At 72.3% G+C, this 13,498-nt stretch carries 14 protein-coding genes; 8 read left to right on the forward strand and 6 right to left on the reverse strand.

Annotation, left to right across the window (positions count from 1 at the left end):
* Positions 1-159: 159 nt before the first annotated feature.
* A complete protein-coding gene (locus SJY06_RS03455; RefSeq protein WP_380164660.1) occupies positions 160-720 on the forward strand; it encodes a hypothetical protein in 561 nt (186 codons plus the stop codon).
* 106 nt (positions 721-826) lie between these two features.
* On the opposite strand, the gene SJY06_RS03460 is transcribed toward SJY06_RS03455, so the two are convergent.
* From SJY06_RS03460 to SJY06_RS03475, 4 genes are all read right to left on the reverse strand, one after another.
* Complete coding sequence (locus tag SJY06_RS03460; protein ID WP_380164662.1) at positions 827-1,630, reverse strand: hypothetical protein; 804 nt, start codon at positions 1,628-1,630, stop codon at positions 827-829.
* A gap of 172 nt (positions 1,631-1,802) precedes the next feature.
* Entirely contained in the window at positions 1,803-2,675 is an 873-nt protein-coding gene (locus SJY06_RS03465; RefSeq protein ID WP_380164664.1) for a nuclease-related domain-containing protein, read from the reverse strand.
* 344 nt (positions 2,676-3,019) lie between these two features.
* A complete protein-coding gene (locus SJY06_RS03470; RefSeq protein WP_380164666.1) occupies positions 3,020-4,498 on the reverse strand; it encodes a hypothetical protein in 1,479 nt (492 codons plus the stop codon).
* A 29-nt stretch (positions 4,499-4,527) separates the two neighbouring features.
* On the reverse strand, positions 4,528-4,887 hold the full coding sequence (locus tag SJY06_RS03475) for a hypothetical protein (protein ID WP_380164668.1): 360 nt from the start codon (positions 4,885-4,887) through the stop codon (positions 4,528-4,530).
* Between the two features lie 759 nt (positions 4,888-5,646).
* Here SJY06_RS03475 and SJY06_RS03480 point away from each other — a divergent pair.
* The 6 genes from SJY06_RS03480 to SJY06_RS03505 all read left to right on the forward strand — a co-directional run bounded on the left by SJY06_RS03480 (position 5,647) and on the right by SJY06_RS03505 (position 11,674).
* Complete coding sequence (locus tag SJY06_RS03480; RefSeq protein ID WP_380164670.1) at positions 5,647-5,952, forward strand: MobC family plasmid mobilization relaxosome protein; 306 nt, start codon at positions 5,647-5,649, stop codon at positions 5,950-5,952.
* Complete coding sequence (locus SJY06_RS03485) at positions 5,952-7,598, forward strand: relaxase/mobilization nuclease domain-containing protein (RefSeq protein ID WP_380164672.1); 1,647 nt, start codon at positions 5,952-5,954, stop codon at positions 7,596-7,598. The genes SJY06_RS03480 and SJY06_RS03485 overlap by 1 nt, the downstream gene beginning before the upstream one ends.
* A gap of 94 nt (positions 7,599-7,692) precedes the next feature.
* Positions 7,693-8,376, forward strand: coding sequence for a hypothetical protein (locus SJY06_RS03490; RefSeq protein WP_380164674.1), 684 nt, complete (start codon positions 7,693-7,695; stop codon positions 8,374-8,376).
* Between the two features lie 192 nt (positions 8,377-8,568).
* Positions 8,569-9,177 carry a TetR/AcrR family transcriptional regulator gene (locus tag SJY06_RS03495; protein ID WP_380164676.1) on the forward strand — a complete coding sequence of 203 codons (609 nt, stop codon included), beginning with the start codon at positions 8,569-8,571 and terminating at the stop codon, positions 9,175-9,177.
* Complete coding sequence (locus tag SJY06_RS03500; RefSeq protein WP_380164678.1) at positions 9,174-10,409, forward strand: MFS transporter; 1,236 nt, start codon at positions 9,174-9,176, stop codon at positions 10,407-10,409. The genes SJY06_RS03495 and SJY06_RS03500 overlap by 4 nt, the downstream gene beginning before the upstream one ends.
* A 56-nt stretch (positions 10,410-10,465) precedes the next feature.
* Complete coding sequence (locus SJY06_RS03505) at positions 10,466-11,674, forward strand: cytochrome P450 (RefSeq protein ID WP_380164680.1); 1,209 nt, start codon at positions 10,466-10,468, stop codon at positions 11,672-11,674.
* Between the two features lie 151 nt (positions 11,675-11,825).
* Here the strand turns inward: SJY06_RS03505 and SJY06_RS03510 are convergent, their stop codons facing one another.
* Together SJY06_RS03510 and SJY06_RS03515 are read right to left on the reverse strand one after the other, a co-directional pair.
* Positions 11,826-12,218 carry a DUF6958 family protein gene (locus SJY06_RS03510; RefSeq protein WP_380164682.1) on the reverse strand — a complete coding sequence of 131 codons (393 nt, stop codon included), beginning with the start codon at positions 12,216-12,218 and terminating at the stop codon, positions 11,826-11,828.
* Entirely contained in the window at positions 12,215-12,703 is a 489-nt protein-coding gene (locus SJY06_RS03515) for an SRPBCC family protein (protein ID WP_380164684.1), read from the reverse strand. The genes SJY06_RS03510 and SJY06_RS03515 overlap by 4 nt, the downstream gene beginning before the upstream one ends.
* A 135-nt stretch (positions 12,704-12,838) precedes the next feature.
* Between SJY06_RS03515 and SJY06_RS03520 the strand changes: the two genes are divergently transcribed.
* A complete protein-coding gene (locus SJY06_RS03520) occupies positions 12,839-13,285 on the forward strand; it encodes a MarR family winged helix-turn-helix transcriptional regulator (protein WP_380164686.1) in 447 nt (148 codons plus the stop codon).
* The last annotated feature ends 213 nt before the right edge of the window (positions 13,286-13,498 follow it).

The following is a 13,498-nucleotide window of genomic DNA, read 5'->3' on the forward strand; positions in this document are numbered from 1 at the left end:
GGCGGCAGCACGAATCTAGGCCCAGTGGCGCCGGGAGTCTGGGTGCGTGGCCGTTCACCCTCACGGATCACCTGCGCCGTTCGCCTGTCGCGAGCGGGTCCGGACCCTAGGGTCCCGGTTGTGCATAACTCCTCTCGCGCGCGTTCGGTCGCGGCCGCCGTGCTGCTGCTTGTGCTGGTGCTGGCCGGCTGCGGTGCGGAGGATGGCGAGTTATCCGCGAATGGCGCGTCCCCGTCGGTGGCGGCCCCAGACCTGAGCACTAACGCCGCGGTTTGCGGCTTCGTTTCCGAGGCGCCTCGGCACCAGCCCGACACCGAGTTGCTCTGGGCGCAGGTCAACGTCGGGACGGCCCTGGAGGAGGTGCTGGCCATTGGTTGGCAGCCGGGCAGCTTCGACTCTGAGGCCGACGGGGACCTGCTGCGGGCTGAGCAGTTCTACAAGACCCTGCCGGTCGCACGCCAGGTCGTGCTTCTACGGCCTGGCCTCGACGAGGTGAGCGTGACCTTCACCGGGACAAATTTGGAGGCAGCCCGCAAGACGGTCTTTGTGCTGCCGGCGTCTGTCGTGGCCGACTACGAGGACACTCCCGAGGGGCGGAACGCCGTGCAGCAGAACCTTGTACAGCAGCGCCTCGAGCTCGGTGGAGAGCTGCCGCAGCCCCTCGGTCCCAACGGCCTGGAGGTAACCGACGAGAACGGTTCCTTGCTGCCGCAGTGCTGAGCCGCAGGCAGGACGTGGCCACCAGCCTGTCCGGCCGCACGTCGGACCCCATCTGTCCGGCGGGCTACGTCGCGGTCGGTCGTCTGCTCCGACCAGCGGCTAGGCCTCATGCCAACTGCACATGGCCGGTCCGGGGCTTCCCTGTGGGGGCGGTGTCGGACTCGACCTGGCGCCACGCGAGCGTCCACCGCGCCTCGGTGTGCCTGCCTCTCCCGCGCAGGTCACCTATCAGCCGGGCGAGCAGCACCTCGGCGTCGGCCTCGTTGGCGTGCAGCGACACATGCTGCAGCTCATCGTCAGCGAGGAGGACGAGGACCAGGACCCGGGTCTGTCGATCTTTCAGCGCCATTCGACGTCGTACCCCGGCGACGCTGTCCGGGTGGCACTGACAGCGGTCGGTGGCCTCAACAACGTCGTCGGCCAGACCCAGTTGGACGAGGCGCCGGACAACCACGTGCCCTTCGACGTCGAGGGCTATCGACACGTCCTCGAGTCGTTCCGCTGTCTCCCAGGCGAGGGTGACCCGCGCGTCCTCTGCCGCCGTCCATTGCCGTTGAGAGGCGCCCAGGGCCTGCGTCAGCCGGGCTCGCCAGTCGTAGGCCGGGTCCGCGAGCAGCTCCTCACGTAGCCACTCCACCCGCTTGGCGCGCCCTCGCGGCACGGGCGACCCTCCTGCCGGGTCGCCGGCCTCGTCGGGGTCAGAAGGCTCGGGCGCCATGCTGGATAACCGAGCGGAGACAGCGCCCACGGTTCGTCCGTGGGCCTCTGCCAACTCGTCCATGGTCAGCCCGTCGAGCAGGCCGCGGACCAGCCGATCGTCCTCGTCCCTCCTCCACGGGCCACCGGCCTGGTAGCGCGGGGCTCGGCCCGCTGTTTCCGAACCGGTGCTTGGTGGTCCGCCCTCCGTCATGCGAGGGACGTTAGCTTCGAGAGGGGACAGCGAAGTTGTCTGCCGCACTCCTGCAGAAGTCTGCTGAATCACCGTCAGGGCTACGCGCGCCAGCATCTGCACCCGTCTCACCATCGTTGAGAGTGAGACGCCGAACGGGCCCGATCGCTGGCGGGAGTGATGTGGTGGCAGGTCAGGGCGCCGGGGTCGTGGTGGGGACCATGTTGTCTTGGAGGTTCTGCCCGATGTCTTCAGCGACAGGGGCGACGACGGCGTTGACCAGCGACATGTAGGCGTCCATCAGCTGCTCGGGGAACAGCACGGCGGCGCCGACGAAGACGCCGATGGCTGCGAGCTGGATGATGTCGGAGCGGGGGCTGCGGGTCGGACGCTTGCGCGAACGGGTCGAGCCCGCTCGGGGCTTTGCGACGCTGCGAGGTGCCCGCCCGGGGCCCGCCTGAGCGGGGACGTGGGCCGATGGCTGCCGTGTCAGGGCGGCGCGGAGGGTCATGGCTGTTTCCATGATGGCCTGAGCACCCAGGACGGTGGGTCGGTCGAGGACGTGTTGCAGTAGCTGTGCGCGTCCGACCACCAGGACGTCGCCGTCAAGGCGGACGGGCTCCTGGTCCTGGGCGGCGAGGCAGATCAAGCCGGCGACGATGTCCGGGGAGACGGCGGGAATCAGGTGGAGGAGCGCCTGGCGGGCGGTCTGGACGGCCTGGACCTCTTTGGTCTTGCGGTAGCCGTTGCTGCGCAGGCCTCGGTCGGGGTGGGCGGTGACGGTGCCTGACCAGTTCTTGGTGTCGACGACGAGGACACCGCCGGGGCCGATGAGGACGTGGTCCAGGTTGGCGCGGGGCCGTCCGGGCCAGGCGACGTCGTGCAGGACCACCCACCCCTGCTGCTCGAGACCGGCGAGGGCGTTGGCGACTTGTTCTTCGCCGGCGGCGCCGGCGGACCAGGCGTGCTCCCTGGCTCGGGCGGCAGCGAGCTGACGCTCTGCCTCCTCGACGCTACGTCGAGCGGCTTCCTGCTGCTGACGTGCGCCGTGCCCTGCTGTGCTCATGCGTCCCCCAGGAACTACTACACCGGAACCGATACCTCCGCTGGTTGTCGGCCCGATCGGCCAGGGACCTGAGCCGGCCGCTTCCTTTTCCAGGTACGGGTCACACGGATGTGCGCGGGGTCGGGGGCTCGGTGCTCATCAGCGTGGGCCGGTCCAGGATCGCTGGGGTACCTGGCGCGGGGCTGGCTTCAACCACGTGTCTGCTGGAGTGGCGGTGCGGGCCGTGCCTGCCCGGCCGGCCGCACCCTAGGGGGGGGTTGGAGGGCCTGGTCGGGTGCTTCGTGCCCGCACCGCACCCTGAGATCGTCGCACCGACTGTGGCTACTCAGAAGGGCTACGGGGGGTCAGCGTCCGACACCGCTCTCGGACCCGGACCCGCGCGAGGGGTGAGTCGTGGCGCGGCGGGCGAGGGTGTGTCCTGGTGCGGCGGGGCGGGTGGTCGCGGCGGGGAACGTGGGGGTGGTGATGGCGGTCCGTGGGGGGAGGCCCTGTCGGGCGGTGGCGACGGCGAGGGCGGCATCGGTGTCCGGGAAGGGGTTGGGGCCAGCGGCCTGGGCGAGGTGGTGGGCGCTGGTCCGTGCGCCCACGAGACGGTCGACCACGTGCGGTTGGGTGGTCGGGCCGGCGCCCGGGATGGCGGGCTGCTTCATCCACTGGGTGCGGGATCGCGGTCGGTCGTCGGGGACGAGCCACGCGCCGGTGCTGAGCTGGTCTCGGGCCGTGCGGTGCATGGCGTCGATGACGTCGGGTTGGCTGCGGGCCAGGGCCGCGGCGATGCGGGGGGCGTCGGGGGAGCCGGGGCGGACGTCGCGGAGGTAGGTGAGGAGCGCTTGGGTTTGCTGCAGCGGGCGGGGGTCGCTGCCGGGTTCGAGGGTGACGACGTCGCGGGGTTTCACAGTGGCCAGCACCGCCGCGTGCTCGCGGGCGGTTGTGGCGAGGGCGGGGTCGGTGGTGAGGCGGGCCGCGTGCTCGCTGATCTTGGCCTGGGCGACGGCGAGGACGGTGAGGTCGCGGGGGCTGATGGTCCGGGCCTGGTCGAGGAGCTCGACGAGGGAGGTCTGCGCGGCGGGGACGTGCGCGGGTTGGCGGACGGCGCGGGCGGTGGTGGTGGGCTGGCGCAGGGGGCCGACGTCGGGCAGGGCGCCGCGGGCGGCGAGGAGGCGGGTGCGTTCCCCGGCGGCTCGGAGGCCGGCGGTGGCGGCGTAGCCGTAGCGGTCGGACAGGACTCCGGGGGCCACGTTGAGCAGCTCGGCGCCGGCGGGTGTGAGGCGGGTCGCGGTGCGGGCGAGGTCGTGGTCGAGGATCGCGAGGCTCTCACCGATGGCGGCGACGTCGGCCATGACCGACCAGGCTTGGTCGCGGTGGGGTCGGGAGGTGGGTTCGGCGGTGCGCCAGGTGTGCTCGGCGACGGTGGCGGCGCGGGCGAGGTCGTGCCACAGCCGGGCCGGGCCGGGTGGGGGGTTGGTGGTGAGGACGTCGGACAGCGCGGCGCCGGGGGTGGCGGGGTGCCGGTCCAGGGCGTGGCCGAGGGCCTTGACGGGGTCGGTGTCCAGCAGCTCCAGCGGGGCGGGGGCGGCGTGCGCGCCGAGTTCCTTGCCCGTGGTGCGAGGGGCGCGGTGAGTGAGGTCGCGGTGCACGGTGACGAGCAGCCGCACGGTCGCGGCGTGACTCACGACGGCCAGGGGCAGCGTGTCGGGGGTGACCGGTTCCGGGTGCTGCAGCAGGCCGGCCACGCGGTGGCCGACGGCGTGCCAGGCCGGCGTCCAGCCGTCCCCTCGAGCACCCGCGCCCTGACCGCTTGCCCGGGAGGGGCCCGGTGCCACACCTGTCGAGCGTGTTCCGCCCGGGGTGCTCATGAGGCGGCCGGGTCGTGCCGGGCGACGGTGTCACGCACGCGGCGGGCCGTCAGGGCGTAGCCGAGCACGACCGCAGGTGGGACGTCGCCGCGGGTGTCGGTGCTCAGCGTCCGCAGCGCGGCCTCGACCTGGGTCGCGACGGTGGCCCAGGGCCCGGTGGCAGCGGTGGGCTCGGGCACGGTCGGTGGGAACGGTGGGCGGACGTCGAGCAGGTCGGCGAACACCTCGGTCAGGTCGAGACGCGCGCCGAGGGGGAGGTCGTCGCGCAGCAGCAGCCCGTCGAGGAGGTTCACGGTGAGGGCCAGCGGTGGAGGCGGGGTCTGGGTCGGGACGGGAGTGGTGCTGGGGGTGCTCATGGCGTCGGTCTCCTCGGTGGTGTTGGCGTCGGCGGTTGTGCGTTGTGGGATCAGCGTTCGGGGGTCTGCTCGCGGTCCTGCGGCTGCGGCCCCGTCGCCTTTCCGTTGGTCGGTGGGTCTGGGGAGGGGGCGGGTCGGCCGGCGGCGACCCGCTTGTCAGGAGCCGCCCGCCGCGCCGCGGATGGACGACCTGGCGGTCGACGGGAGGGGGCGGACAACCCCACCCTGCGCAGCTCTTCCGCGGTCCAGCCCGCACGAGTCGCGGCGGCGTAGCAGGTCGCGTCCTCACGCTCCGCTTCCTCAAGGGCGGCCTGCCGGTTCGCGAGTTTCTGCCGAGCTGTAGCCAACAGGCGGACGGCGGCGACCTTCGCGTCGAGCAGTTGACGCGCTTCGGTCTCGACCCGGTCGGGGTCTACGAATTGTGGACTCATGCGAACACGGTAGGGCGAACCAGGGCCGCGCTCGCAAGGGCAATCTCTTCCTTCCTGTGGACAACTCAGCCGTCTGTGCCTGTGGATGGGCCCTCGGGCCAGCGAAACGCAGCAAGCTATGTACTTACGTGCCGCAAGTGTGGGCCCGGGCCTAGACGGCGGCCGGGGCCCGGGCCACACTCGTGGTGTGTACTCCGGTGAACCGGAGTCGCTGCGCTGGGCTGAAGTGAGGTGAACCTTGGGGAGTCAGGGCTGGATTGCAGGGCACCTGCGACGTCGGCGACGCGCCAACGTCGTCGGCGGTCGCCAGCACTCGCACCGCGTGCTCGTGAGTCCGGAGGAAGAGGCCGTCCTCACGCGGCTGGCCTTCGCCCAGGGCGTCACGGTGCCGCGCCTGCTGGTCGAGGCCGCGACGAGCAGGTCGGGGGAGTCGTCCACGGAGCGGCGGGCGGTCATTGCGGAGCTGCTGGCAGTACGGCGGTTGCTGGCGGCGGTGTCGAACAACGTCAACCAGCTGGCGAAGCACGCCAACTCCGGTGAGGAGTTCCCGGAGGAAGCGGCGGCGACGTTGCGGGCGGTGCGGCGGCTGGTGCCTCGCATCGACGCGGCCGCGGATGCGTTGGCCCGCCCGTGATGCCGAACATCACCCGGGGGGAGCGGATGGGTGGCCTGATGGCCTACCTGCAGGGCCCGGGCCGTGCGAACGAGCACACGGAGCCGCACCTGGTCGCCGGTGATCCGGCGGTGATGGCGTGGCACGACGACGCGGTCCTGGACCGGTCGACGGCGTTGGCGATCGCGGCGGAGCTGGACCATCCGCGGCGGCTGTTCGGGGTGGAGGTGGCGGGTGGGTCGGTGTGGCACTGCTCGCTGAGCTTGCGGGCGGAGGAGGGGCTGCTGAGCGATGAGAAGTGGGCGGCCATCGCCCACGACTTCGTCGACGGGATGGGGTTCTCCGACGACACCCGCCAGGACGAGACCGGCGAGATGGTCGGTCGGGCGGGGTGCCGGTGGGTGGCGGTGCGGCACGGGGTGTCGACGAACGGCAACGACCACGTGCACATCGCCGTGTCCCTGGTCCGGGAGGACGGCACGAAGGCGTCGGTGTGGAACGACCGGCGCACCGCGCAGCGGGTCGCCGGGGAGCTGGAGCGCAAGCACGGCCTGGAGGTGCTGGAGTCCCGCACGGTGGCGCGAGGCGCACGGGGGGTGAAGCCGGCGGAGGTCGCGACGGCGGAGCGTCGGGGGCAGGTCGAGCCGGCGCGGGTGGCGCTGGCGCGGGCGGTTCGGGCGCACGCGGGGGCGGCGGCGGATGAGGCGGAGTTCGTGCGCCGGCTGCGGCGCGCGGGGCTGCTGGTGCGTCCTCGGTTCGCGGCTGGCCGTGACGACGTCGTGGCGGGCTACTCGGTCGCGCTGCGCGTACCTAGTGGAGCGAAGGGTGCGGCGGGGGAGCGGCCGGTTTGGTACGGCGGTGGCCATCTGGACAAGGACTTGAGCCTGCCGCGGTTGCGGCGGGAGTGGCCGGACACCCCGAGCGGTGCGAGCGAGGCGGTGGCGGAGTGGAACGCCGGCCGCCGTGGCGCGCGGCCGGTCATGCCGGGTCGGGAGACGCAGGAACCGGCGCCGGAGCTGTGGCAGGAGTACGGGCAGGGCGTTGCTGCGCTGCGGGAGCGGCTGCGTCAGGTCCCGGTGTCGGACCGGGCGACGTGGGCCCACGTCGCGCACGAGACCGCGGGCGCGTTCGCGGCGTGGTCGGTACGGGTCGAGGACACCCCCGGTCCGCTGGCGGAGGCCGCGCAGACGATTGCCCGGTCGGCGCACCTGCGAGCCGGTGAGGTGCCCGCACGACGCGCGACGTCGGTGTCCGCGGTGAAGGGCACGACGTTGTTGCTGGCGTCTCTCGCGCGCGGGGGACAGGGGACCGTCGCCCAAGCAATCCTGCTGCGGCAGCTGATGAACCTGGCCAAGGCAATCCACGACGCGCACCGGGCCGCGGGTGAGGCGCAGCGCGCGGCGCAGATCGCCGCGGTGGCCCGGGAACAGTTGCGGCAGGTCCAGGCCGGTCTGCCCGCACCACGCTCCACCGCCGAGGTCTCTGGAGTCAGGGACGTCCCGGAAGCGGTGGCGGCGGACGCCGAGCTCGTGCGGTTGGCCCGCGCGGGTCTGGCTCCGGTGGAGACCGCACCGGCACGCGCGCCGGGCTCGCCCGTACCGACCACGGCGCCGTCACGGAGACCGGTCGTGGCGCCGGCGACGTCGACGAGCGAGGTCGAGCGGTAGCGGCCCGCCGGACGGGCCAGCAGGGGAGTCGGCGCGACCGTGCCGGCGACGAACTCAGGGAGGGGAACGGACGATGTCTCAGGACAGCGATGGGGTGAACGACGTGATGGACGGCGGTGCGCGGGTGGCGCTGACGCTGGCCGGTCAGGTGGGGGAGCGGCTGGCCCGGGAACGGGAGCGGGCCGCCCGTGAGGCACGCGCTCTGGCCGACGCCGAGGCGCGCGAGGTGCAGGCTCGGCTGGTCGCGGAGCGTGCCGCCGCGCGGGCGCAGCTCGCGCCGGTCGAGCGCGACGCCTGGTGGGAGACGGCCACCACCAAGCAGATCAGCGACGCGCTCCAGGTCGCCGTGACGTGGCAGGCCGTCGACCCGCAGGCCGCCGCCGCGGCCGCAGTCATCCAGCGCCAGGTTCAGCAGCGGTACGGCGTCAGCGTCGACCAGTTGAACAGCCGTCCCGATCGTTCCGGTGAGCTACGCAGCGGAGCAGGTCGAGACGCGGCAGGGCCAGAGGGTGCAGCGGAGAGGACCGAGGCGGGGCGCATCCTCGCCGACGGCGCGCAAGGCGACGGGCTCGAGTACGACAGTCCCGCCCGGCGCCAGGAGCGGGCCGCTCGCTTGACCGAGCAGGGTCAGGACCCCGAGTCGGTCGCCGCGGTCATGTCCGCCGACGTGTCACAGGCGCGGCCGGCCAGGGACGCCGTCACAACCCCGTCCACGAGAGCGTCCACCACCGTCGCCGCGCCAGCCGTCCGTGAGCAGCAGGTGGAGCTCGGCCGCTAGGTCCCAGAGCGATGCGCGTTCTCCGGCTGTGATTGATGCTGGCCGGGCGCCGGATGACGCGGTTATGCGGAACTGCAGACCGGACGGGCCTATCGGGACGGCCTTTGACGAGGCCACGGCACCTCGGAGGCCAGCCCGGGGGCGTCCGGTAGTCGGTCGTCAACCGGTACCTGGGCTTCGACGCTGCCGGCCGTGAGCGAGTCGCGATCCTGCGTCGACACGGTCTCGACCGGTACTGAACATAGATGTACAGTTCTGGTCATGGGCGTATCGAATAGAACACTGCTGGACGTCGCCACTGTGGTGCTGGTGGCCTCCCCCTCAGCGAGCATGGGCGACGTCGCTGCGGCGGCGGGGATCAGTCGCACCACGCTGCACAGTCGATTCCCGTCCCGCGAGGCCTTGCTCGCGGCCCTGGCGGCGGATGCGATGGACCTGGTGGAGCAGGCGTACGGCGAAGCGCGGCTCGAGGTCGGCGCGGTGATGGACGCGCTGCGGCGACTGGTGGCGCTGCTGGTGCCGCTGGGTCCTCGTCTGGACTTTCTGCTTCGGGAGCGGTCCCTCGACGACGACGCGGCCGTCACGGTCCGGTACTCGCATCTTGAGCGCCCGATCGTCGCCCTCTTCGAGCGCGGCCAGCTTGAGGGCGTGATCCGGGCTGACCTCCCGCCGTGGTGGTTGGCCTCCGGCGCGACCGGACTGGTCTCGGCAGCGTGGGAAGCGATCGCCGACGGCCGGCTGGCGCCACGTGACGCTGCTGGTTTCGTCGTCACCACCTTGCTCGACGGGGTCGGGCCGTGACCCGGCGGCGGGGTGCAGGGGCGGGGCTGCTCACCGCGACCGGGTTGTCTGTCACGGCGAACGCGATGGTGGCTGTGCTGGTGCCCTGGCTGGTGCTCAGCCGCACCGGTAGCGCTGCCCAGGCCGGCCTGGTGGGCGCGGTGGCACTGGCTGCGGCGGTCCCGGCACTCCTGCTCGGGGGCCCGCTCATCGACAGGTGGGGGCGGCGACGGGTGGCCACGGTCGCCGACCTGCTGAGCGCCGCCTCGGTCGCGGCGCTGCCGCTCATCGACACCATCGTGGGGCTGAGCTTGGTGGCGACCCTGGCCCTGGTCGGGCTGGGCGCGGCCTTCGACGGGCCGGGCGGAGCGGCCCGGGAGGCCTCGCGCCCGGGTGTCGCTACCGCCGCAGGCCTACCGCTGCACGTCCTGAACTCCCGGGGAGAGGCGCTGGAGGGCGCGGGCGGAATCGCAGGACCGGCGCTGGCCGGGGCCGGGATCGCTGCGGTGGGCGCCACCGGGTCCCTCTGGGTCGCCACGGTCCTGTTCCTGGTCGCAGCCGCTGTCACCTGGTGGCTGCTCCCGCCCGACCCTGCCCCCGCCCGTGGCCGCGAGGGATTCGGCGGAACCGCGCTCAGCGGTCTGCGTACCGTCTGGCGTGACCGGACCCTGCGCGCGGTCGCCCTGCTCGGCGCCGCCGCCATGGCCTTCTACGCGCCGTTCACCCTGGTCCTGATCGCGCACCTGGCACCCCAGGGGCGCGGAGCCGCCCTCGGGCTCGTCAGCGCCTGCGTGGCGGGGGGCGCGGTCGTGGGCGCGCTGGCATACGGGGCGGTCGCCGACCGGCTCAGCTCACGGACGGTCCTTGTCTGGTCCCTCGCTCTTGCCGCCGCCGGGTTCGCGGCCATGGCGACGTTTCCCCCGGTTCCGGTCCTCGCCGGGATCGCCGGGGTCACCGGGTTGGCGGTCGGGCCCGTCAACCCGGTCTTGGCCGGGCTGATGCAGTCACGCTGCGACGAGGGCATGCGCGGCCGCGTCGTGAGCACGACCTGGTCCCTCAGCCTGGTGGCGGCACCCCTTGGGATGCTGGGAGCCGGTCTGCTCCTCGACGCCAGCGGGCCTTCCGGCGCGATGGTCGTGGTAGCGGTCGGCGTGCTGGCGGCCGCGACGTACGCCGCCCTCGCGCCCGGGCTACGACCTGGCACCAGTACGGGAAAGGCGCGTCCGTCCCGCTGCGAGAAGGCCCTGGCGTGAGCGTGACGTGGAGGACGTGGATGCGGGCGGCGGCCCAGCGGGCCGCAGTGCGAGGTTTGGCAGCCTCAGGGGACCCGGTCGCCCGCTGGCTCGTGGGCTCGCCCGGCGACGACGTGTACGCGACCTACGAACGGATCCGGGCACGGGGACCGGTCGTCGACAGCAAAGCCGGAGTGCTGGCGGTCACCTCTCACGAGCTGTGCCAGACGGTGCTGCGCGACAGCAGGTTCGGTGTCCGCCCTGCTGACGGCAGCCCGGTGCGCAACGACCCCGCCCTGCCGGACGTGCCCGGTTCGCTGACCGGGTCCTTCCTCGAGCTCGACCCGCCGGACCACACCCGGTTGCGCCGCGTGGCCGCCCCCGCGTTCCGCCCCGCGGTCGTGCGCACCTGGACCCCCCGGATCGAGGCCGTGCTGCATCACCTGATGGACGAGGCGGAGCACAGGGCCAGGCACGGCGCGGACGTGGACCTCATGGTCGAGGTCGCGGCCCCGTTCCCCATCGCCGTGGTCAGCGAGATGCTCGGCATCCCGGACGTCGACGCGGCCCGCTTCGCCAGGATCGGCGCCCTCGCCGGGCAGTCACTGGACGGCGTCCGCTCGCCGCGCCAGGCCCGGGCCCTGCGAGCCGTCGGTGACGAGCTCGACACCCTGTTCACCCGCCTCCTGGACGAGAGGTCCCGGGAACCGCGCGACGACGTCATCAGCGCCCTGGCGTCCGCCAGGGACCGGGACGAGGCCACCGCCGCCGACGTCGTCGGCATCGCAGGCCTGCTGCTCATCGCCGGGTTCGAGACGACCGTGAACCTCATCGGCAACGGCATCGCGGCTCTGCATGCCAGTCCACAGACCTGGTATGACCTCGTGCACGCCCCGGCCACCGCTCAGGCCGTCGTGGAGGAGACCTTGCGGTGGGACCCCTCGGTCCAGGGCACCGCACGGGTCGCCCACGAGCAGCTCGAGCTGGCTGGGCGCTCCGTGCCTGCGGGTAGCACCGTCCTGGTCTTGACCGCGGCCGCGAACCGCGACCCGCTCGTCTACCGCGACCCTTTCATATTCGACCCGGGACGGACCGGAGAAGTCGAGCACCTCACGTTCTCCACCGGCATCCACTACTGCCTCGGCGCACCGCTGGCCCGCCTCGAAGGCGAGGTCGCGTTCCGTCTCCTTGCCGAACGCTGGTCGCAGCTGCGCCTGGTGCCGACCACACGCCGCCGCCCTGGCGCCACCATCCGCGGCTACTCCCACCTGCCGGCCAGGCTGTAGTCCGGCCGTGTATCCAGCACGACGAACAGCATCGGGTCCGCCTACTTAGGACGTCATCCAATCTCCTGAATCGCTCTGCCACCGACCGTGGGGCCATCCCCAGCGGAACAGATGGGCCCCGTCGCAGGTGTCGGTCCGAACGGGGCCTGCTTCAGTCCTCTGAATCTGGTTGCTTCAGGCGGATGCGTTGGGGGCTGCTGCCGGGGATGCGTTCGACGAGGCCTCGGGCCTCGAGGTCGACCTTGGTGTAGGTGCAGTAGTTGCGAAGCCGTCCGTTCGGGAAGGCGGGGTGCGCGCCGAGCTGGTCCTGGGTGGAGGCGACGAGGTCCTTGAGCAGGACGGTGCCGTCCGCTCGGGTCGGTGCGCCGAGGACGTGGAGGATGTGCGCGCGGACGAGGTCGTACTGGTGCCGGTCCATGGTCCACCCGTCGAGGCCTCCGGGTCGGGTGGCGTTGAAGATCTCGACCCGCCCTCGCGCGCGGGCCAGCTCATCGGCGTGCCAGGCGCTGTCCGGGACGGGCCCGGAGTGGGGGTCGCTGCTCACGACCCCGTTCCTGACGGTGCCGCCGGGTGGTTCTGCTCGACGTGGTCCTTCAGCAGTCGCAGGTCCTCGACGTGGAGGGCGCGGACCTTGCGGCCGATGAGTCGGCCGGCGATCTGCCGCAGCGGGGGCGGCAGCGGGACCTGGTTGCGGAAGTCCAAGTGGACGCGGGTCGTCGTGGCGTCGAGCGGCTCGATGCGGAAGTCGACCTCGGGGGTCATGTCACGACCGGCGGGGCCGCGGTTACGCAGCCGGTACTCCACCTTGGTCGGTGAGACGGAAGCCAGGTGCTGCCGGCCCTGCTCGGTACCGGAGTCGTCACGGAAGACGATGGCCGAGCCGATGCTCGTGCCGTCGCCGTCGACCGCGCAGGTGTAGCCCGTGGCTGCGGGCCAGGCGGACCACTGCATCAGCTCGTGCTCATCGGCGATGGCGGCCTGCACCTCGGCGGCCGGACGGTAGATCACGGTGCTCTCGGTCCACTTCATCTTCGGTCTCCTTCTGCTCGCCTGTTGTGCGTGCTGGATGCGGCGTGGCCCGCGGCTAGGATCAAGTCTGCTTGATTGAGGAGAATCTTGACTGTCGAGAGAAGCGGTGGCAAGCCGGACGAACCAGAGGGGCTCATGGCCTCTGTGCGGGCCATGGCCGACGCCCTGGCCCGGTTCGACGACGCAGCCTGCGAGGCTTTCGGCATCGGGCGGACCGACCTGCGTGCCCTGAACCTCATGGAGCACGGGCCGGTCACCGCCGGGCACATCGCCAGCGAGCTCAGGCTCACGTCCGGGACGGTGACCGTCCTCATCGACCGTCTCGTCAAGCACGGGTACGCGTCCCGGCATGCCGACCCCGACGACCGTCGGAAGGTCATGGTCGGGCTCGAGCCCGCGACGTACGCGGCCTTTGCCCGGGTCTACGCCCCGTGCGGGCAGGCCGTGATGGCCGCCACCGCCCAGCTGTCCGACCGGCAGCGCTCTGCCGCCCAGCGAGCCCTGAGTCTTATCACGACCGCCGTCGTGGAGCAGGAGAACAACCTGCGAGGCGCAGATTCCCGGCTAAGGACCCCTCACTGACACCGCTCGCCCTCGCTGCGGGCGATCGAGGCGGAATCCGGCGTCGAGCGCCCTCGGGCGCCCCGTCCGGCTGAGGATCCACGTCCGGGGTCCTTCGACCGGATGTGACTGCCTCGGCCGGCGATGAGTTCCGGAGGCTCTCCCGGTCATCATGGTCATGAGTTCTTGCCAACCGCGGGCCGAGGTCATCTCCCGCACCCACGACCGCACCCG

Origin of the sequence: Jannaschia sp. R86511, assembly GCF_042466345.1 — a bacterium.
Classification (GTDB): domain Bacteria; phylum Actinomycetota; class Actinomycetes; order Actinomycetales; family JBBAYJ01; genus Aquipuribacter.

What these genes read in the sequence shown, in the direction of transcription:
- SJY06_RS03460 (WP_380164662.1), bottom strand. Translation starts at nt 1,630, where the DNA reads ATGACGGAGGGCGGACCACCAAGCACCGGTTCGGAAACAGCGGGCCGA.
- SJY06_RS03465 (WP_380164664.1), bottom strand. Translation starts at nt 2,675, where the DNA reads ATGAGCACAGCAGGGCACGGCGCACGTCAGCAGCAGGAAGCCGCTCGA.
- SJY06_RS03475 (WP_380164668.1), bottom strand. Translation starts at nt 4,887, where the DNA reads ATGAGCACCCCCAGCACCACTCCCGTCCCGACCCAGACCCCGCCTCCA.
- SJY06_RS03485 (WP_380164672.1), top strand. Translation starts at nt 5,952, where the DNA reads ATGCCGAACATCACCCGGGGGGAGCGGATGGGTGGCCTGATGGCCTAC.
- SJY06_RS03515 (WP_380164684.1), bottom strand. Translation starts at nt 12,703, where the DNA reads ATGAAGTGGACCGAGAGCACCGTGATCTACCGTCCGGCCGCCGAGGTG.
- SJY06_RS03520 (WP_380164686.1), top strand. Translation starts at nt 12,839, where the DNA reads ATGGCCTCTGTGCGGGCCATGGCCGACGCCCTGGCCCGGTTCGACGAC.